Here is an 18,809-nt window from a genome sequence, read left to right on the forward strand (position 1 = left end):
CAGGCATGAAAAAACCGCAGCAAGCTGCGGTTTTTTTGCAGCCGGCGCATGGCGCCGGCGCTCTGGAGTCTGAGCTCAATCAGATCTTGGCAGTCGCCATGTACTGATTGAAAGGGTACTCGGAGAAGCGGTTCCACAGAATCTGGTCGCGCTGGAAGGCGCGCATGTCCTGGTGGATCTTCTTGAATTCGGGCGACTTGGCTTCGTGCTCGGCAAACACTTCCATGGAGGCCTTGAAGCCGGCATCCATCAAAGGCTTGGGGAACATCTTGAGCTGGGTCTTGTTGGCTACCAGACGCTTGATGGCCTGGGGGTTGAGCACCTGGTACTTGCTGGTCATGTCGGCGGCAGCCACGCGGGTTGCAGCGTCCAGGATCGCCTTGTTCTCGGGCGACAGCGCGTTGTACTTCTTGATGTTGATGAAGAACTCCAGCTCGGCAGAGCCTTCCCACCAGCCGGGATAGTAGTAGTAAGGCGCAACCTTGTTGAAGCCCAGCTTCTCGTCGTCGTAGGGGCCGACGAATTCCACGGCGTCCAGCGTACCCTTTTCCAGAGCCTGGTAGACATCGCCCGCAGGCATGTTCTGCGCCACCACGCCCAGCTTGGCCATGGCTTCGCCGAACACGCCGCCGCCCAGACGCATCTTCAGACCCTTGAGGTCTTCCACGGTCTTGATTTCCTTGCGGTACCAGCCGCCCATCTGGGTCGTGGTGTTGCCGGCGGATGCGGTCTTGAAGTTGTACTTGGCAAAGAATGCGTCCAGCAGCTTGCGGCCGTTGCCATGATCCTTCCAGCCGTTCATCTGCAGTGCGGTCAGGCCGAAGGGCACGGCGCAGCTGAAGGCGAAGATGGGATCCTTGCCGGTGAAGTAGTAGGCAGCGGTCTGTGCCATGTCAATGGTATCGCCCTGCAGCGCATCCACCACACCGAAGGCGGGCATCAGCTCGCCAGCGGGGTGCACCGAAATCTCGAACTTGCCGCCCGACATGGCCTTGACCAGTTGCGACAGCTTTTCAGCACTGCCGAAAATGGTGTCCAGCGACTTGGGAAAGCTCGAGGCCAGGCGCCAGCGCACAGCGGCCTGGGCGTGAACAGCAGGTGCTGCACCCGCAGCCAGCACACCGGCGATACCGGCATTTTTCAGAATGGAACGACGATCCACTTTAGTCTCCTTGAGGAACGAATTGAGCTGATACAGACCACTGATCTATGCCAGCTTGTTTTATGCAACAGGCACAAAATGTACACGAGCCCACCGTTTCGCAAGCGCTAAAAAGTGACCGTTCGCTTAAGAAGTTCTACCTAGTGCGCGGTATCGAACTGCACTGCTTTCGCCATGTCCTCATTCACTACAGCCGTACAGCGCTCATGTAGCTGGCATAGCGGAACTCGGAGAAACGATCCCAGAGCAACTGGTCGTGCTGAAATCCGCGCATGCTTCTGTGAATTTTCTTGAACTGTGCCGACTTGGCTTCATGCTCGGCCATGGTGGCCATCACGGCCTTGAACCCCGCATCCATAAGCTCGCGCGGAAAGGCTCGCAATTGCACGCGTTCGCTGAGCAGCTTCTTGAGCGCTGCGGGGTTGTACGCCAGGTACTTGGCAGTCAGATCCTTGGCGGCCAGCGCCGCGGCGGCCTCCACCATGGCGCGCAGCTCGGGCGTCAGGGCTGCAAAGGCCTTGGCATTGATGAAATAGGCCAGCTCGGCACCGCCCTCCCACCAGCCCGGATAGTAGTAGTAAGGCGCGATCTTGCCGAAGCCCAGCTTCTGGTCGTCATAAGGGCCGACAAACTCCACCGCATCAAGGCGGTTCTTTTCCAGCGCCTGCTGCGCATCAGCAATGGGCATGTTGACCGCCTGCACGCCCAGCTTTTGCAGCGCATCGCCGAGCAGACCGCCGCCAGCGCGCATGCGCAGACCATGCAGATCCTGCACGGTCTTGATTTCCTTGCGGTACCAGCCCCCCATCTGTGTGCCGGTATTGCCGGCACTCAGACTCTTGATGTTGTACTGGGCGTAGAAATCATCCATGAGCTTGCGCCCACCGCCCCACTCCATCCAGGCATCCATCTGTCGCGCCGTCAGACCAAAGGGCACGGCACAACCCAGTGCAAAGCAGTAGTCCTTGTCGGTGAAGTAGTAGGGAGCGGTCAAAGCCATTTCCACCACACCATTCTGCACCCCCTCCATCACGCCAAAAGCGGGCATCAGCTCGCCTGCAGAGTGCACGCTGACCTCGATCTGGCCGCCCGACATGAGACGCAGCGACTGGGCAAATTTTTCTGCTCCGCCAGAGATGGCGTCAAGGACTTTGGGGAAACTCGTCACCATGCGCCAGCGCAGCACTTCCTGGCTGCGCACCGCAGGAGCCACGCCCGCTGCCAGCACACCGGCCATGCCCACATGTTTGACGAGTGAGCGACGATCCATGAATATTTCTCCGCTAGTAGTTGTCCATTGCAAAGTCGGCCGCAACAGCCTGATCACAGGCCGGCAGCCACAGGCATTCTAGGAACGCAGACGCCGCCCGTGTGGCGATTCACGGTTGCCGTCAGTTTTCTTGACGACAAGCAAAGAAAAAGGCCCTTCGATGAAGGGCCTGGTTTCAGTCCATCAGGACTTACGCAAACAGGGATTCAGCAACAGCCCGAGCCCGTTTTGCATCAACGATGTCCCTGCCGCCTCAGCCCGCAGCCAGACGCTTTCGGATGGAGGCCTCGATGCCTGCCGCATCCAGCCCCTGCAGCGCAAGCAGCTTGGCGGGGTCGCCATGCTCGATGAACTCGTCCGGCAGACCCAGCTGCAGCACGCTCTTGCTCAGGCCGTGGGCGGCAAGGCTCTCCAGGACGGCACTGCCAGCGCCGCCCATGACGCAGCCTTCTTCCAGCGTGACGATGAGCTCATGATCTGCCGCGATCTGGAGCAACAGCTCTTCATCCAGAGGCTTGGCCCAGCGCATATTGGCCACGCTGGCATCCAAGGCTTCGGCGGCCTGCAAGGCAGGGTATAGCAAGCTGCCGAAGGCCAGAATCGCCACCTTTTTGGAAGCTGACTCACGGCGCATTTCGCCCTTGCCGAATGGCAGGCCTTCCAGGCTCTCCAGCGGAGTCACGCCCACACCGGCGCCACGCGGGTAGCGCACGCAGACAGGATGATCCTGCTCATAGGCCGTGCTCAGCAACTGGCGCGTTTCGCGTTCGTCGGCCGGGCAGGCCATGCTCATATTGGGAATGCAGCGCACAAAGGCGATGTCATAAGCACCGGCGTGCGTGGCACCGTCAGCGCCCACCAGACCAGCGCGGTCCAGAGCAAACACCACGGGCAGGTTCTGCAGCGCCACATCGTGGATCAGCTGGTCATAGGCACGCTGCAAAAAGGTGGAGTAAATGGCCACCACCGGCTTGACGCCTTCGCAGGCCATGCCGCCAGCGAAAGTGACTGCATGCTGCTCGGCAATGCCCACGTCGTAGTAGCGACCAGGAAAGCGCTTGTGGAATTCCACCATGCCTGAGCCTTCACGCATGGCAGGCGTGATGCCGACCAGACGCTGGTCCTTGGCCGCCATATCACAGAGCCAGTGACCAAACACCTGGGTGAAGGTCTGCTTGGCAGGCGTGGCTGGCTTGACCAGACCAACCGCCGGGTCGAATTTCCCGGGCCCGTGATAGGCCACGGGGTCGGCCTCGGCCAGCTTGTAGCCCTGGCCTTTCTTGGTGACCACATGCAGGAACTGAGGCCCCTTGAGCCCCTTGATATTCTCCAGCGTGGGAATCAGCGAATCGAGATCATGCCCATCGATGGGACCGATGTAGTTGAAGCCGAATTGCTCGAACATGGTGGCAGGCACGACCATGCCCTTGGCCTGTTGTTCCAGACGCTTGGCCAGCTCCAGCAAGGGCGGCACCTGCTTCAGGACGCTCTTGCCCACATCGCGGGCCTTGGCGTAGAACTGACCGCTCATCAGCTGGGCCAGATAGCGATTGAGCGCACCCACGGGCGGGCTGATGCTCATGTCGTTGTCGTTGAGGATGACCAGCAGGTTGGCGTCATGCACGCCGCCGTTGTTCAGCGCCTCGAACGCCATGCCGGCCGTCATCGCGCCGTCACCGATCACTGCAATGGCCCGCCGGTCTTCGCCTTTTTGCTTGGCGGCCAGAGCCATGCCCAGCGCAGCAGAGATGCTGGTGGACGAGTGCGCCGTGCCAAAGGTGTCATATTCGCTCTCGGCCCGCTGGGGAAAGCCGGACAGGCCGCCGAACTGGCGCAGCGTGCCCATGCGATCGCGGCGGCCAGTCAATATCTTGTGCGGATAAGTCTGGTGGCCCACATCCCAGACGATGCGGTCATAGGGCGTGTTGAACACCGAGTGCAGCGCCACGGTCAACTCCACCGTCCCCAGGTTGGAGCTGAGGTGCCCGCCGGTCCTTGAGACGCTGTCGATCACATAGGTGCGCAGCTCTGCAGCCAGGCTCTTGAGCTGGGAGCGCGAGAGGCCGCGCATATCTGCGGGATCGTTGATGTTGTGCAGCAGGGAAGAGGTATTCGTGGACATGTTCTATATTTTTAATAGCTGCTAGTGTTTACCAATACTGGATTACAGGGCTTCTCTATTAAATCTCAGTGGGTACGCTGCACGACCATATCGGCCAGTGCACCCAGGGCCTGCGTGTCGGCCAGACCGCTGCGCGTCAGGGCGGCATGAGCCTGCTGACGCAACTGCTCGGCATGGGCTCTCGCAGCCTCCAGCCCCAGCAGCGACACAAAAGTGGGCTTGTCATTGGCCGCGTCCTTACCGGCCGTCTTGCCCAGCGTTGCGGAGTCGGCCACCACATCCAGAATGTCGTCCACCACCTGGAAAGCCACGCCCAGTGCCTGACCATAGTCGCTCAGCGCAGCCAGTGCCCTGACATCGGTCTGCGCATTGCAGGCAGCGCCCATGAGCACGCTGCCCAGCAGCAGCGCACCGGTCTTGAGGCGGTGCATTTCGCGCAGTTGCGCCTCGCTCAGTTGCTTGCCCACGCTGGCCAGGTCGATGGCCTGGCCGCCGGCCATGCCCTGGCTGCCCGCCGCCGCGCCCAGCAGGCGGCACAGCTTGGCCTGCATGGAGCAGGGAATGCCGTCGTCTTCAGGCAGCAGCAGCTCGAACGCCAGGGCCTGCAGAGCATCACCGGCCAGCAGGGCCGAGGCTTCGCCAAACTGCACATGCACGGTGGGCTTGCCACGGCGCATGATGTCGTTGTCCATGCAGGGCATGTCGTCGTGCACCAGCGAATAAGCGTGAATCAGCTCAACAGCGCAACCTGCGCGCAGCGTGGCCGCAGCCTGACCGCCCACCGCTTCGGCAGCCGCCCAGACCAGCAGCGGTCGCAAGCGCTTGCCGCCATCGAGCACGGCGTAGCGCATGGCTTCGCCCAGGCCCGCAGGTGCATTGATGCCCACCCAGCGCGACAGAGCATCTTCGGTGCGCGCCAGTCTCTCCTGCATCCAGACGGAAAAATCCAGGGCAGGCTTGCCCTCGTTCAAAGGCGTCGATGGTTCGGCAATCATTGATTCATTCATGGGCTGCATCTTCAAGGCAAAAAGCGCGGACGCCGGGATCAGTCCTGGGTCCAGGCGGACAGCTTGCCTTCATCCAGTACCTTGACCTGCTCCTGCACGGCTTCGAGCTGGCTGCGGCAAAAGCCCAGCAGCTCGGCCGCACGCTGGTAGCCGCTGAGCATCTGCTCCAGCGGCAGCTGACCCGATTCGATCTGCGCAATCAGTTGTTCCAGCTCCTGCAAAGCAGCTTCATAGCTGACAGGCTGTTCGGATTTTTTGGCGGCAGCGGCCTTGGGCATGGAGGGTGTGGCTTATGTTGGACGAAAACGACGATTTTAGGCGTCCCTGCACCATTGGCGTGCAATGCCCGCAAAGCCGGCCGGCGCGAGATGTCTTGGCTGTGACTTCCGGCCAGGTCGGCGCCGTTCGCGCCGGCCTTTTTGGCGACCAGCCAAGGTTTGCGAGCGGCTGGCAGCTTGCTGACAGGATTCTTCGCCACACCGCCGAAATAACGTCAATACACGTACCAGAAAAACGGAAATAACCCCACAGCCTATAATCCCATTCCCGTCAAGCCGGCCCCGTGCCTGGTCATCCGGTCGGGCAAACGAGTCGGCTGGCCAAGCCACCGCCTATTGCCTGAAGCCCGTGTCCAGACAAGGCCGGTTTCGTTTTTTACCGTGTGCGCACGTGCACCCTCCCTGTGGGGAGTCTTTAGGTCAGGTCATCCATGACTGATTTAAGTCTTCAACTGCAGCAGGCCGCAAGCCAACTACCAGTTTCAAGTTATTTCGACGAGGCGCTGTTCCAGCGCGAGTTGGAAACGATTTTCAAGCGCGGCCCGCGCTACGTGGGCCACCAGCTGGCCGTTCCCGAGATAGGCGACTACTACGCCCTGCCTCAGGAAAAAGAGGGGCGGGCGCTGGTACGCAATGCCAAAGGCGAGATCGAGCTGATCTCCAATGTCTGCCGCCACCGTCAGGCCGTGATGCTCAAGGGGCGCGGCAATCTGCTGTCCGAGGGCAAGGGCCATGCCGGCGGCAACATTGTCTGCCCGCTGCACCGCTGGACCTACAGCACCAGCGGCGAGCTGCTGGGCGCGCCCCATTTCAGCCACGACCCCTGCCTGAACCTCAACAACTACCGTCTGCGCGAGTGGAACGGACTGCTGTTCGAGGACAACGGCCGCGACATCGAGGCCGACCTGGCCGGCATGAAGCTGCGCGAGCAGCTCCAGTTCGACGGCTTTGTGCTCGACCATGTCGAGATGCACGAGTGCAACTACAACTGGAAGACCTTTATCGAGGTCTATCTGGAGGACTATCACGTCGGCCCCTTCCACCCCGGTCTGGGCAACTTCGTCACCTGCGACGATCTGAAGTGGGAATTCGCCAGCGAGTACTCGGTGCAGACCGTGGGCGTTGCCCCCAGCTTCGGCAACCCGGGCTCGGACATCTACAAGAAGTGGCACGAGGTGCTGCTGGCCTACCGCAATGGCGATCTGCCCGAGCGCGGCGCCATCTGGCTGACCTACTACCCCCACATCATGGTGGAGTGGTATCCGCATGTGCTGACCGTCTCGACCCTGCACCCGCTGGCCGTGGACAGGACGCTGAACGTGGTGGAGTTCTTCTACCCCGAGGAAATCGCCGCCTTCGAGCCCGAGTTCGTGCAGGCCCAGAAGGCCGCCTACATGGAAACCTGCATCGAGGACGACGAGATCGCCGAGCGCATGGACGGCGGCCGCAAGGCGCTGCATGCACGCGGCGACAACGAGGTCGGCCCCTATCAGAGCCCCATGGAAGACGGCATGCAACATTTCCATGAGTGGTATCGCCGCATCATGGGTGACAGCGTTCCCCAACGCTGAATGAGGTAAACCTCAAGACTGATAGCTGCTATCGCTTACCCCATAAGCACAGCAGCTATTTTTTATGCTGAATTGAGTGAGATATGCAAGCCCTGTGGATGGTGTTGGCCGCGTTGATTTTTGCGGTCATGAGTGTGTGTGTGAAGTTTGCCTCCCAGGACTTCAATGCGGCAGAGATCGTGTTCTACCGCGGCCTGGTCAGCATGGCGCTGCTGGTCTGGCTGGCCAGGCGCAGCGGCGTGACGCTGACCACCCAGTACTCGCGCGAGCATGCCTGGCGCAGCTTTGTCGGTGTGATCTCCATGGGTGCCTGGTTCTACGCCATCGGCCATCTGCCACTGGCCACGGCCACCACGCTCAACTCCATGAGCAGCATCTGGATGGCGGTGTTTCTCATCGCCCAGGGCCTGTGGATGCGCCACACCCTGCGCAAATCCTATGCGGCCGAGCCCGAAACCCGCCGCGCTATTCCGCCCTTCCCCTGGGGCCTGGTGTCCACGGTGATAGCAGGCTTTGTCGGCGTGCTGCTGGTATTGCGTCCGACCAGCGCCCCGGCCAGCGAATGGGTGGCTGCGCTCGGCGGCCTGTTTGGCGGCATGTTTGCGGCCATGGCCTATATGCAGGTGACCACCCTGTCGCGCCTGGGCGAGCCTGAAACCCGCGTGGTGTTCTATTTCTCGGTGGGTTCGGCCATTGCCGGCGGCATCACCATGCTGTTCACCGGCATCTCCCCCTTCCCCGGCTGGAGCGCTCTGTGGCTGCTGCCCGTGGGCGTGCTGGCCGCCGTGGCCCAGGTCTGCATGACCAAGGCCTATGCCTCGGCCGGCAGCAAGAGCAACACTCTGGTCGTCGCCAATCTGCAGTACTCGGGCATTGTGTTTGCCGCCCTGCTCAGCCTGGTGCTGTTCGGCGAAAGCATCCCCCTGATCGGCTGGGGAGGCATTGTGCTCATCGTCGCCAGCGGCGCCGCTGCCACCACCTTGCGCTCCAGGGGCTAGCCATGCCTGGGGCGCCCGGCGCCTTCGCCATGCACGTCAGCAGCCCCAGCCTGCCGCGCAGTCCACGCCGGATCTGCGCGGCTTGCCATATCCAAACAATGAAGCGGCCGGGCTCGGGCGCTGCGGCCCGATCGCATAATGGTTTGTATGCCGCAAGACTGCACGCCATGCCGTCTGCAGCCGTTCAATCTTTGGAGCAGCAAGCCATGAACCACTCGACGCCCGAGCACTACAACACCCTGATTTCCGTCGAAGAACTGGCCCGGCTCAAGGCCAGCGGCAAGCCCTTGATGGTGTTTGACTGCAGCTTTGACCTCATGAATCCGCCTGCCGGCCGCGAGCAGTATCTGCAGGTCCATATCGACGGTGCCCTGTTCGTCGATCTGGACAAAGACCTCAGTGCACCGCACGGAGCACCCGGCGAAGACGGCCAGGTCGCCACCAGCGTGCAGTCGGCATCCGGTGGCCGCCACCCCCTGCCCACGCGCGAGCGCTTTTCCGCCTGGCTGTCGTCCATAGGCTTTGCCAACGATATGCAGGCCGTGGTCTATGACCGCAACGCTGCCAATTACTGCGGTCGCCTGTGGTGGATGCTGCGCTGGGCCGGCCACGATGCCGTGGCCGTGCTCGATGGCGGACTGCAGGCCTGGCAGGCGGCCGGCCAAGCCCTGGGCAGCGGGGAAGAGCCCCGCCATTTCCAGTCCAACTTTGAACTGGGCCAGCCGCTGGAGACGCTCAAGACCGTCGCTGAGGTCGAGGCCGATCTGGGTCAGGCTACCCAGACCCTCATCGATGCCCGGGCCCCGGCCCGCTACCGCGGCGAAGTGGAGCCTCTGGACCCCGTGGCAGGCCATATTCCGGGCGCGCTGAACCGCCCGTTCGGCAGCAATATCGCCGCCGATGGACGCTTCAAGCCCGCAGCGCTGCTCAAGGCCGAGTTTGACCAGCTGCTGGCCGGACGCGATCCCTCCAGCGTGGTGCACCAGTGCGGCAGCGGCGTCAGCGCTACGCCCAATGTGCTGGCCATGCGCATTGCAGGCTTTGCGCCCACCGCCTTGTTTGCCGGCAGCTGGAGCGAGTGGTGCAGCCAGCCTTCGCGGCCGGCCGAGAGGGGCTGAACCTGACGCATGCCGGTGCCGTGCCAGGCACCGGCTTCGAACAGGCATGCTCGCCCCCCGCGCTTGCCGGGTTCACGCCCTGGGCCACGGTCAGAGCGCAGCGTGATCACGGCGGACAGGCCCAAGCGCGATGCGGCGCTTGTTGATCAGCGCCAAGCCAAGTCAGGCCAAACCAAGCCAGACCAGACCAAGACCAAGCCCATTCCTTCGCGGTGCTCCGGGCCTTGGCGGCATGACCGACGCCCATGTCCGCGCCCCGTGTCGATGCAGTTTGGCAACCCGGATGCAGGCCGCTATCACAGGCAATCCGCGCCTCCTTGTTTAATAGGCGATCAGATACCGAATAAAAAGCCGCCTATTTCCTCGTTTGTCATCTTCCGGACAGATTCACAATACATGCACCAGCGGAATCCGGCCTGATGCAATGTCAGCCCCCACCCGGCACTCCGAGTCATCCCGAAGGACGGCAGGGCAGTAAGGGAAATCCTACATGTGTGCCTGTAAAACCAGACCGGCGATACCGACGCTCCCCGACTTCAGTTCGATCAAGGCTTGAAACACAATTCATTTCAACAGATCGAAACACTTTTAACGTCTTGTTTATGTGTGCCGTGACGGTCTGTCGAGATTGAAAGGACTGGACCCATGAACAACGAACAACTGCTTGCCGAGATCCGCGAAGCCAACCTCACCTATCTGATGCTGGCCCAGACCCTGATCCGCCAGGACAAGGCCGAGGCCGTGTTCCGTCTGGGTCTGAACGAAGAGTCCTGCGAACTGCTGGGCTCGCTGTCTTCGGCCCAGGTGCTCAAGCTGGCATCGCGCAACACCTTGCTGGCCAGCTTCCGTGCCGATGACGAAATGGTCTGGAGCCTGCTGACCAATCACAGCAGCAACAAGATCGGCAACGCCGCCACCAATACGCTGCACGCCAACATCCTGATGGCCAGCCGTGTCTCCGAAGTGCTCTGAGCACCCGCTAGCGACTACCTGGTTTTAAGGAGAGATTGATGCCCGCCGCCAAGACTGCCACCAAAAGCGTTCTGAACGAATCCAAGCAAATCGAGCGCGCCGCCATGCTCATCGAGATGGGCGCCCGCATGCAGGTGCTGGAGTCCGAGACCACGCTGTCTTATGAACGCCTGATCCGGCTGTACAAGGAAATCTCGGGCAAGTCTCCTTCCAAGGGCCAGCTGCCGTTTTCCACGGACTGGTTTCTGACCTGGCAGGAAAACATCCACAGCTCGCTGTTCCTCAATATCTACGAATACCTGTCCAAGGGCGTGGAGCTGGACTCGGCCGAGCAGCTGACCAAGGCCTACCGCCTCTATACCGAACAGATTCAGGCGGCCGAGCTCGAGGTGCTGCTGTCCTTTACCCGTGCCTGGCGCCTGGTGAAGTTTGTCGATGCACAGATGCTGACGCGCACGCAATGCTCGGTCTGCAAGGGCCAGTTCGTGACCGAGCCTTACGAGAATGCGCGCCACTACCAGTGCGGTTTGTGCAATCCTCCCGCGCGCGCCGGCAAGAGCAAGGCGGCTGGATCCTTGATGCTTCACTAACCCCCTGAGCGGCTGCGCCGCTTCCCCCTGAGGGGGACGGCAGCCTCGCTGCGCGGCGGCGCTTGCTCGCTGCCTCTGGCCTGGAGCACGCCAGTTTTAAACTCAACTTTCATAGCTGACAGCACCATACGAAAAAGGGTTTGAAGCATTTATTTGCCTCAAACCCTTTATGCGTTGGCGCAGGCAGCTACTAAAGTTGCAACCTACTCTCCTGTGATCTGCTGCGGCGCTTTCAGCGTGTCCGGCCTTGATGGCTGCGAAGCAGCGACAGCGCTTGCTGGATGCCTCGCTTTTGGAGCATGCCTGCTTGAAGGCCCTTCAACTTTCATAGCTTGCAGCGCCATACAACAAAGGGTTTTAAGCATTTATCTACCTAAAACCCTTTATTTATTGGCGATATAAGCTCCTTATTTAGGAGCATCCGCTGACAGCCTCACCCCGTGTTGCGCACTCCGGCGGCAATGCCGTTGATGGACAGATGGATGCCGTTCTTGACCCTGTCGTCGGTCTGTCCTGCACGCCAGCGGCGCACCAGCTCCACCTGCAGGTGGTTGAGCGGATCGATATAGGGGAAGCGGTGGCGGATGGAACGCGCCAGCGCCGAGTTGTGCTCCAGGCGCTGCTTGTCGCCCGTGATCTGGTTGAGCGCCTCCACCGTGCTGTGCCACTCGGCCTCGATCGCACCGAAGATGCGGCGGCGCAAGCGCGTGTCGGTCACCAGCTCGCTGTAGCGCGAGGCCAGGTTCAGGTCGCTCTTGGCCAGCACCATGTCCATATTCGAGAGCAGGGTGCGGAAGAACGGCCACTGGCGGTACATCTTCTGCAGCAGTGCCAGTTGCGCCTTGGCATCCTTGCCCGGACGGTGGATGAAGGCCTGGATCGCCGAGCCGAAGCCGTACCAGCCAGGCAGCGTCAGGCGGCACTGGCCCCAGCTGAAGCCCCAGGGAATGGCGCGCAGGTCCTCGATGGCCTGGGTCGCCTTGCGCGATGCGGGGCGCGAGCCGATATTGAGTTCGGCGATCTCGCGAATCGGCGTGCTGCTGAAGAAGTAATTGGTAAAGCCCGGAGTCTCGTAGACCAGCGCGCGGTAGGCCGCCATGCTGGCTTCGGACAGAAACGCCGCGGCCTCCAGGAAGGCCTTGGTCGCGGGCTTGGTCGGCTGCAACAGCGTGGCCTCCAGCGTGGCGGCCACCAGGGTTTCCAGGTTGCGGCGCCCGATCTCGGGGTTGGCGTATTTGGAGGCGATGACCTCACCCTGCTCGGTCAGGCGGATCTGACCGCGCACCGTGCCCGGCGGCTGCGCCAGAATGGCCTGATAGCTGGGGCCGCCGCCACGTCCCACGGTGCCGCCGCGGCCATGGAACATGCGCAGCCGGATGCCGTAGTGGTCGGCCAGATCGTCAAACAGATCGACCAGCGCAATCTCGGCCCGGTACAGCTCCCAGTTGCTGGTGAAGATGCCGCCATCCTTGTTGCTGTCGCTGTAGCCCAGCATGATGTCCTGCTCGCCGCCGCTTTTCCGGACCAGCTCGGCAATGCCGGGCAACTGGTAGTAGCGGCGCATGATGGGCGCGGCATTGCGCAGATCCTCGATGGTCTCGAACAGCGGCACCACGATGAGATCGCATTGCGCACCGTCCTGCAGCGTGCCGCGCAGCAGGCCCACTTCTTTTTGCAGCAGCAGCACCTCGAGCAGGTCGCTCACGGTCTCGGTGTGGCTGATGATGCAATGGCGAATCGCCTCGCCGCCCAGGCGCTCGCGCAGGCGCTTGGCGGTCTCGAAGATGGCCAGTTCGCTGCGCGTGTGATCGCCGTAGTCGCCGCCCATCACTCGCAGGGGGCGTGCGTCTTCGAGCAGGCGCACCAGCAGCGCGCATTTGGCGTCTTCTTCGAGAAGGCTGTAGTCGAGCTCGACCTTGGCGACCGAGAGCAGCTCGCGCACCACTTCCTCATGCTTGTCCGAGCTTTGGCGCAGGTCCACCGTGGACAGATAGAAGCCGAAGACCCGCACGGCACGCATTAGCGGGCGCAGGCGCTGCGGCGCCAGGGCATCGCCGTGGTAGCGCGACAGCGAGTCGTCGATGATCTGCAGATCGGCCAGAAACGCGTCGGCCGATGCATAGGCATTCTGGGGCGCCACGGCGTGGCGTGCCGCCTCGCCGCCCGTCAGCTGCTTGAGCGTCGCGGCCAGCCGCGCATAGATGCCCGTCAGCGCCCGGCGATATGGCTCGTCGCTGCGGTGCACATTGTGGTCGGGCGAGGCATCGGCCAGCGCCTGCATCTCGGGCGTGATATCCACCAGATTGGCCGACAGCGACAGCTCGCCGCCCAGATAGTGCACCTCGCGCAGATAGTGACGCAGCGCCACGTCGGCCTGACGCGTCAGGGCCAGCTCCAGGCTCTCGGCCGTCACAAAGGGGTTGCCGTCGCGGTCGCCGCCTATCCATTGGCCCATGCGCAAAAAGCTCTGCTCGGGCAGCTTCTCGCCCAGCTCCTGCTCCAGCTGCTCGTAGATCTTGGGGATCTCCTGCAAAAACGTGGCTTCGTAATAGGACAGAGCGTTCTCGATCTCGTCGGCCACCGTGAGCTTGGAATGGCGCAGCAGCCGCGTCTGCCAAAGCTGGGCCACGCAGGCACGCAGTTGCGCCTCCACCCGGGTCAGCTCGCGCGGGGTGAGCGCATCCTTGGCACTGTTGTAGAGCTGGGCGCGCATCAGGATGTCGTCGCGCTCGGCCAGCAACTGTGCAATGCGACGCTCGGCCGCCAGAATGCTCTGGCGCTGCACCTCGGTGGGGTGGGCCGTCAGCACGGGAGAAATGAAACTCTTGGCCAGCGTGTCGACCACGGTGGCAGTCGAAATGCCCGCCCAGCGCAGGCGTGCCAGTGCCACCTCGATGCTGCCCTCCTGCGTGTTGCCGGCGCGCTCGTGCACGGCACGGCGGCGGATGTGGTGGCGGTCTTCGGCCAGATTGGCCAGGTGCGAGAAATAGGTGAAGGCGCGAATCACGCTCACCGTCTGATCGCTGGACAGTCCCTTGAGCAGCTTCTTGAGCGCCTTGTCGGCCGCTTCGTCGGCATCGCGCCTGAAGGCCACCGAGAGCTGGCGCACCTGCTCGACCAGTTCGTAGGCCGCTCCACCTTCCTGCTCGCGAATCACATCGCCCAGAATGCGCCCCAGCAGCCGGATGTCCTCGATCAGCGGCAAATCCTTGTCGGTCTTGCGTGCCGGCTTGTCGCCATGTTTGTCTGCATGTGCGGCGCTCTTGGGGCGGGCGGAAGGCATGAACTATTCTCCTTGGGCACGGTGTAAGGCAACTTGCCATGCTAGCATTCCCTGTTACCCGCTTGAGACCGCGCCGTCATGAAATTTTCTGCATCCTCACCCACATCCATCGTCATTGCCACACGTGAGAGCCAGCTGGCCATGTGGCAGGCCGAGCATGTGCAGGCGATCTTGCGCGGCCGCGGCCACAGCGTCGATCTGCTGGGGATGACGACCAAGGGCGATCAGATTCTGGACCGTGCCCTGTCCAAGGTGGGCGGCAAGGGCCTGTTCGTCAAGGAGCTGGAAGTGGCTCTCGAGGAAGGCCGCGCCGACCTGGCCGTGCACTCCTTGAAGGATGTGCCCATGGAGCTGCCCGAGGGCTTTGTGCTGGCTTGCGTGATGACGCGCGAAGACCCGCGCGATGCCTTTGTCTCCAACCGGTATGCATCGCTGGACGAGCTGCCCCAGGGTGCCGTGGTGGGCACCTCCAGCCTGCGTCGCCAGGCCCTGCTGCAGGCGCTGCGCCCCGACCTCAAGATCGAGGCCCTGCGCGGCAATGTCAACACCCGTTTGCGCAAGCTCGACGAAGGCCAGTACGACGCCATCGTGCTCGCCGCTGCAGGCCTGATGCGCCTGGAGATGAGCGAGCGCATCCGCGCCCGCTTCGATCCGGCCCAGGTGCTGCCCGCTGCCGGTCAGGGCGCATTGGGCATCGAGGTGCGCGCCGACCGTCAGGACATCATCGACGCCCTGGCTCCGCTGGCCCATATGCCCACCTGGCTGACCGTGACTGCCGAGCGCGCCGTCAGCCGCTGCATGGGCGGCAGCTGCTCCATGCCGCTGGCCGCATACGGCCGCTTTGAAGGCGACACCCTGCACATGGATGCGGCCTGGGGCGATATGGAAGGCGACAAGGGTCTGGTGCGCGTGCAGGCCAGCGCCCAAGTCACGGACTTTGCCAGCGCCAACGCCCTGGGCGAGCAACTGGCCGCGCAGCTGCAAGCGGCGGGCGCCGTGCCTGCGGCCCCCAAGCAGGACTGAGCCGCGCCTGCCGATGCGCCGCATTCTGGTCACCCGCCCCTTGCATGATGCAAAACCATGGGTTGATGCGTTTCGCGCCCGCGGCCTGCAGGCCGAGGCCTTGCCGCTGATAGGCATAGGGCCTTGCACCGATCCGGCGGCCCGCCAGGCCCTGCTGAGGGCGCGCCAGCTGGCGCTGAAGTCAGGCCACTACCGCGCCGTGATGTTTGTCAGCGGCAATGCGGCGCAGTATTTCTTTGCGCCTAGCTCACCTCAAACAAATATTGGTCAAGCGTTACTGGCTCCTGATACAAGAGCATGGACTCCGGGTCCGGGTACGGAGCGTGCCTTGCTGGAGCTCGGGTTGAGCTCCCGCCAGATCGACGGCCCCTGCCCCGATGCCGCCCAGTTCGAGTCCGAAGCGCTGTGGCAGAACGTGCAGGGCCAGGTTCGAGCCGGCGACCGCGTGCTGATCGTGCGCGGCACCAGCCCGGCGACCGCCCCCGTCGCCGGCAATGCCGACACACCAATGCCGTCCATACAAGGCGCAGGCCGTGACTGGCTGGCAGCCCGGCTGCGCGAAGCCGGAGCCGAGGTGGAACTGCTGGCCGTTTATGAGCGCCAGCTTCCCTGCTGGACGGCGCAGCAGCTGGATATCGCGCGACAGGCCGCCAGCGACGGCAGCCTGTGGCTGTTCAGCAGCTCGGAAGCTGTTGCCAACCTGCAACAGCTGCTACCCCAGCAGCAATGGCACTCGGGGTTAGCGCTCACCACCCATGAGCGCATTGCCAGCAAAGCACTTTCAGCTGGTTTCGGTCGGGTTTTGCACAGTCGCCCAAGTCTGAACGATGTGGTGGCGTCTATAGAATCGGTTCTATGAGCTCCGATGCCATCCCCACCTCCGACAAGCAACCCATAGCCCCACCGCCCAACCAGGACCATTCCGTGCCCACTCAGAGCGGGCGTGGTGCACCCACGGCTCTGGTGCTGACGCTGGGAGCGGTGGCTGCCGCAGCCCTGGTCGCCTGCGGCATGCTGTGGCAGCGCGTGGGCAATATGCAGGAGCAACTGGCACGTCAGTCGGCGCAGTCCGGCGCGCAGTCGGTGGAGGCTCGCACCCTGGCCAAGGACGCTCAAGATCTGGCTCGCGACAGCGCAGCGCGTGTCTCCGTGATGGAGGCGCGTGTGGCCGAACTCAACCTGCAACGCAACCAGCTCGAAGAGCTGATGCAAAGCATGTCGCGCTCGCGCGATGAAAACCTGGTGGCCGATATCGAATCCTCGGTACGCATGGCCCAGCAACAGGCTGAACTCTCGGGCAGCCTGCAGCCGATGGTAGCGAGCCTCAAATCGGCCAGAAAGCGCGTGGAAAGCACGGCCCAGCCGCGTCTGGCTCCCGTTGTGCGAGCCATTGATCTGGATCTGGACAAGCTCTCGCGCATGAGCGTGACGGACACCACGGGGGTGCTCAGTCGTATCGAAGACCTGATTCGCCAAGTGGACGACCTGGCTCTTATCAACGATGTGGGTCGCCCGCGTGCGCGCGATGCTCAGCCCCGCAAGACGGCGGCCGCTCATGACACGCCCGAGGACGCCAGTCTCTCCCTCACTCAATGGGCCTGGTGGCAGGGCCAGGGTCAGCGGGTCTGGGACTCCTTCAAGGATGGCGCGGCCGATCTGGTGCGCGTGCGCCGCATCGATCACCCCGAGGTGGCCCTGCTGGCCCCCGAGCAGGGCTATTTCCTGCGCGAGAACCTCAAGCTGCAACTGCTCAACGCCCGTCTGGCCCTGCTGTCGCGCCAGTGGGAGTCGGCGCGCGCCGACCTGAGCGCTGCAGGCACCTTGCTCAACAAATACTTTGACGCACGCTCACGGCGCACCCAGATCGCCCAGGCGCAGTTGCAGCAGATTCAGGCCAATCTGCATACTGGCGGACGCGTAGAGCTTGAAGACACGCTGAACGCTCTGACCACAGCGGCCGCCGGCCGCTAATCGAGGAGGACACAGAGATGCGCGCCGCCTTGTGGTTGATGGTTCTGTTTGCCGTGGCCGTGGCCATGGCACTGTTTGCCGGCAATAACCAGAGTTCGGTCACCTGGTTCTTGTCGCCCTACCGGGTGGACATGTCGCTGAACCTGGCCCTGGTTCTGCTCTTTCTGGCTTTCGTGCTGCTGTATGCCGCGCTGCGTGCACTGGCAGTGCTGCTGCAGATGCCGCACCAGGCACGCCGCTGGCGCATGCAGCAAAAAGAGCGTGGCATGAACCAAAGCCTGCTCGAAGCACTCTCGCATCTGCAGGCCGGCCGCTTCTTGCGCGCCCGCAAATCGGCCCTGGCCGCCTTGTCCACCGAACAATCGCTGCGCGAAGCAAAGGCCGGCCTGCCCTATGGCGAGCGCCTGAACGCCACGGCCCACCTGATCGCCGCCGATGCCTCCCACGCCCTGCAGGATGCTGCCTTGCGCGACAAGCACTGGCAGCAGGCTCTGGACGTGCTGCCCATCCCCGGCAACACCCAGGACATGGAAATTCGCGAAGGCGCCCAGATGCGCGCAGCCCGCTGGGCACTGGACGACCGCGATGCCGCCGAATCTATTCGCCGCCTGGGCGAGTTGCCTCTGGGCGCTGGCCGTCGCACGATCGCCCTGCGCATCAAACTCAAGGCAGCACGCCTTTCCGGCGACACGCAGGCGGCGCTGGACACTGCCCGGCTGCTGGCCAAGCACCGCGCCTTCTCTCCCGCGGCCTCGGCCAGTGTGGTCCGCGGCCTGTTGCTGGCCAGCATCCGCGACGCACGTGACACTTCGTCGCTGCAGCAGTTCTGGCTGTCGCTGGACGAAGACGAGCGCGCCATGCCCGAAGTGGCCATCCCTGCCACGGAACGCCTGATCGAGTTGGGTGGCGAAGCCCAGCAGGCACGCGCCTGGCTGCTGCCCGTGTGGGAGCATTTACTGACCCAGCCCGGACCGCGCACGGAAACCCATCTGCCCAAGCTGGTGGAAGTGTTGCAGTCAAGCCTGGGCAAGCTGGATGGAGCCTGGCTCGCTCGCATGGAAGCCGCAGCCAATGCCAACCCGCGCGAGCCGCGCCTGCAATATCTGGCCGGCATGGCCTGCGTGCAGCGCGAGCTATGGGGCAAGGCCCAGCAGTTGCTGACCCGCGCCGCACCGCTGCTGCAAGACCCCCAACTGCGTACCCGCGCCTGGCAGCGTCTGGCGCTGATGGCCGAGCACCGTGGCGATATGGAGGCCTCGGCCATCGCCTGGAAGCTCGCAGCCCAGGCCATGGTGGTGCTACCGGACAATCCGGCGCAGGACGAATAGGCGCGCTCCGACACGGCTCACAAGCAGCAGGGAAGCCGCGACTGCGGCACGGAGTCAGGCGGGCACTGTGCGACCAACGACTCTGCTCTGGCCGAGCGCAAAACAAAAGGCCACAG

At 63.1% G+C, this 18,809-nt stretch carries 15 protein-coding genes; 9 read left to right on the forward strand and 6 right to left on the reverse strand.

What is annotated here, in order from left to right; genetic code table 11:
* Nucleotides 1-79: 79 nt before the first annotated feature.
* The 5 genes from P353_RS11205 to xseB all read right to left on the reverse strand — a co-directional run bounded on the left by P353_RS11205 (nt 80) and on the right by xseB (nt 5,839).
* The gene (locus tag P353_RS11205; RefSeq protein ID WP_003069176.1) at nt 80-1,162 is read right to left on the reverse strand and encodes a TRAP transporter substrate-binding protein; all 1,083 of its coding nucleotides are present in this window, start codon (nt 1,160-1,162) and stop codon (nt 80-82) included.
* Nucleotides 1,163-1,349: 187 nt separating this feature from the next.
* A complete protein-coding gene (locus tag P353_RS11210; protein ID WP_034369112.1) occupies nt 1,350-2,432 on the reverse strand; it encodes a TRAP transporter substrate-binding protein in 1,083 nt (360 codons plus the stop codon).
* A gap of 253 nt (nt 2,433-2,685) precedes the next feature.
* Nucleotides 2,686-4,554 (reverse strand): 1-deoxy-D-xylulose-5-phosphate synthase, encoded by a 1,869-nt coding sequence (gene dxs / locus P353_RS11215; protein ID WP_034369116.1) that lies wholly within the window; start codon nt 4,552-4,554, stop codon nt 2,686-2,688.
* Between the two features lie 65 nt (nt 4,555-4,619).
* On the reverse strand, nt 4,620-5,561 hold the full coding sequence (locus tag P353_RS11220; RefSeq protein ID WP_052084832.1) for a polyprenyl synthetase family protein: 942 nt from the start codon (nt 5,559-5,561) through the stop codon (nt 4,620-4,622).
* Between the two features lie 38 nt (nt 5,562-5,599).
* Nucleotides 5,600-5,839, reverse strand: coding sequence for an exodeoxyribonuclease VII small subunit (gene xseB, locus P353_RS11225; protein WP_003069159.1), 240 nt, complete (start codon nt 5,837-5,839; stop codon nt 5,600-5,602).
* Nucleotides 5,840-6,270: 431 nt separating this feature from the next.
* Here xseB and P353_RS11230 point away from each other — a divergent pair, with 431 nt between their 5' ends.
* From P353_RS11230 to flhC, 5 genes are all read left to right on the forward strand, one after another.
* The gene (locus tag P353_RS11230; protein WP_034369119.1) at nt 6,271-7,410 is read left to right on the forward strand and encodes an aromatic ring-hydroxylating oxygenase subunit alpha; all 1,140 of its coding nucleotides are present in this window, start codon (nt 6,271-6,273) and stop codon (nt 7,408-7,410) included.
* An 83-nt stretch (nt 7,411-7,493) separates the two neighbouring features.
* A complete protein-coding gene (locus tag P353_RS11235; RefSeq protein ID WP_034369121.1) occupies nt 7,494-8,408 on the forward strand; it encodes a DMT family transporter in 915 nt (304 codons plus the stop codon).
* A 206-nt stretch (nt 8,409-8,614) separates the two neighbouring features.
* A complete protein-coding gene (locus P353_RS11240; protein WP_034369203.1) occupies nt 8,615-9,526 on the forward strand; it encodes a sulfurtransferase in 912 nt (303 codons plus the stop codon).
* Between the two features lie 645 nt (nt 9,527-10,171).
* Nucleotides 10,172-10,498, forward strand: a complete 327-nt coding sequence (gene flhD / locus P353_RS11245) for a flagellar transcriptional regulator FlhD (RefSeq protein ID WP_003052836.1) — start codon at nt 10,172-10,174, stop codon at nt 10,496-10,498.
* 38 nt (nt 10,499-10,536) lie between these two features.
* Nucleotides 10,537-11,088 carry a flagellar transcriptional regulator FlhC gene (gene flhC / locus P353_RS11250; protein WP_003052834.1) on the forward strand — a complete coding sequence of 184 codons (552 nt, stop codon included), beginning with the start codon at nt 10,537-10,539 and terminating at the stop codon, nt 11,086-11,088.
* 433 nt (nt 11,089-11,521) lie between these two features.
* On the opposite strand, the gene ppc is transcribed toward flhC, so the two are convergent.
* Complete coding sequence (gene ppc, locus P353_RS11255; protein WP_034369123.1) at nt 11,522-14,371, reverse strand: phosphoenolpyruvate carboxylase; 2,850 nt, start codon at nt 14,369-14,371, stop codon at nt 11,522-11,524.
* A gap of 78 nt (nt 14,372-14,449) precedes the next feature.
* On the opposite strand from ppc, the gene hemC reads away from it, so the two are divergent.
* Genes hemC through P353_RS11275 form a run of 4 tightly spaced genes read left to right on the forward strand, consistent with a single transcriptional unit; the run spans nt 14,450 to nt 18,693 of the window.
* Nucleotides 14,450-15,394, forward strand: a complete 945-nt coding sequence (gene hemC / locus P353_RS11260) for a hydroxymethylbilane synthase (RefSeq protein ID WP_034369125.1) — start codon at nt 14,450-14,452, stop codon at nt 15,392-15,394.
* Nucleotides 15,395-15,407: 13 nt separating this feature from the next.
* The gene (locus tag P353_RS11265) at nt 15,408-16,253 is read left to right on the forward strand and encodes a uroporphyrinogen-III synthase (RefSeq protein ID WP_080750515.1); all 846 of its coding nucleotides are present in this window, start codon (nt 15,408-15,410) and stop codon (nt 16,251-16,253) included.
* Nucleotides 16,250-17,365, forward strand: a complete 1,116-nt coding sequence (locus tag P353_RS11270) for a uroporphyrinogen-III C-methyltransferase (protein WP_034369127.1) — start codon at nt 16,250-16,252, stop codon at nt 17,363-17,365. Before P353_RS11265 ends, P353_RS11270 begins: the two co-directional genes overlap by 4 nt.
* Nucleotides 17,366-17,382: 17 nt before the next feature.
* The gene (locus tag P353_RS11275) at nt 17,383-18,693 is read left to right on the forward strand and encodes a heme biosynthesis protein HemY (protein ID WP_034369129.1); all 1,311 of its coding nucleotides are present in this window, start codon (nt 17,383-17,385) and stop codon (nt 18,691-18,693) included.
* Nucleotides 18,694-18,809: the final 116 nt, after the last annotated feature.

It is taken from the genome of Comamonas testosteroni (genome assembly GCF_000761245.1).
GTDB classification, from domain to species: Bacteria; Pseudomonadota; Gammaproteobacteria; order Burkholderiales; family Burkholderiaceae_C; genus Comamonas; species Comamonas testosteroni_C.

Bases quoted from the DNA above. Each gene is read 5' to 3' on its own strand.
- hemC (WP_034369125.1), top strand. From the start codon at position 14,450: ATGAAATTTTCTGCATCCTCACCCACATCCATCGTCATTGCCACACGT.
- P353_RS11210 (WP_034369112.1), bottom strand. From the start codon at position 2,432: ATGGATCGTCGCTCACTCGTCAAACATGTGGGCATGGCCGGTGTGCTG.
- P353_RS11235 (WP_034369121.1), top strand. From the start codon at position 7,494: ATGCAAGCCCTGTGGATGGTGTTGGCCGCGTTGATTTTTGCGGTCATG.
- P353_RS11270 (WP_034369127.1), top strand. From the start codon at position 16,250: ATGAGCTCCGATGCCATCCCCACCTCCGACAAGCAACCCATAGCCCCA.
- flhC (WP_003052834.1), top strand. From the start codon at position 10,537: ATGCCCGCCGCCAAGACTGCCACCAAAAGCGTTCTGAACGAATCCAAG.
- flhD (WP_003052836.1), top strand. From the start codon at position 10,172: ATGAACAACGAACAACTGCTTGCCGAGATCCGCGAAGCCAACCTCACC.
- P353_RS11240 (WP_034369203.1), top strand. From the start codon at position 8,615: ATGAACCACTCGACGCCCGAGCACTACAACACCCTGATTTCCGTCGAA.
- P353_RS11230 (WP_034369119.1), top strand. From the start codon at position 6,271: ATGACTGATTTAAGTCTTCAACTGCAGCAGGCCGCAAGCCAACTACCA.
- P353_RS11265 (WP_080750515.1), top strand. From the start codon at position 15,408: ATGCGCCGCATTCTGGTCACCCGCCCCTTGCATGATGCAAAACCATGG.
- P353_RS11220 (WP_052084832.1), bottom strand. From the start codon at position 5,561: ATGAATGAATCAATGATTGCCGAACCATCGACGCCTTTGAACGAGGGC.
- xseB (WP_003069159.1), bottom strand. From the start codon at position 5,839: ATGCCCAAGGCCGCTGCCGCCAAAAAATCCGAACAGCCTGTCAGCTAT.
- P353_RS11275 (WP_034369129.1), top strand. From the start codon at position 17,383: ATGCGCGCCGCCTTGTGGTTGATGGTTCTGTTTGCCGTGGCCGTGGCC.
- ppc (WP_034369123.1), bottom strand. From the start codon at position 14,371: ATGCCTTCCGCCCGCCCCAAGAGCGCCGCACATGCAGACAAACATGGC.
- dxs (WP_034369116.1), bottom strand. From the start codon at position 4,554: ATGTCCACGAATACCTCTTCCCTGCTGCACAACATCAACGATCCCGCA.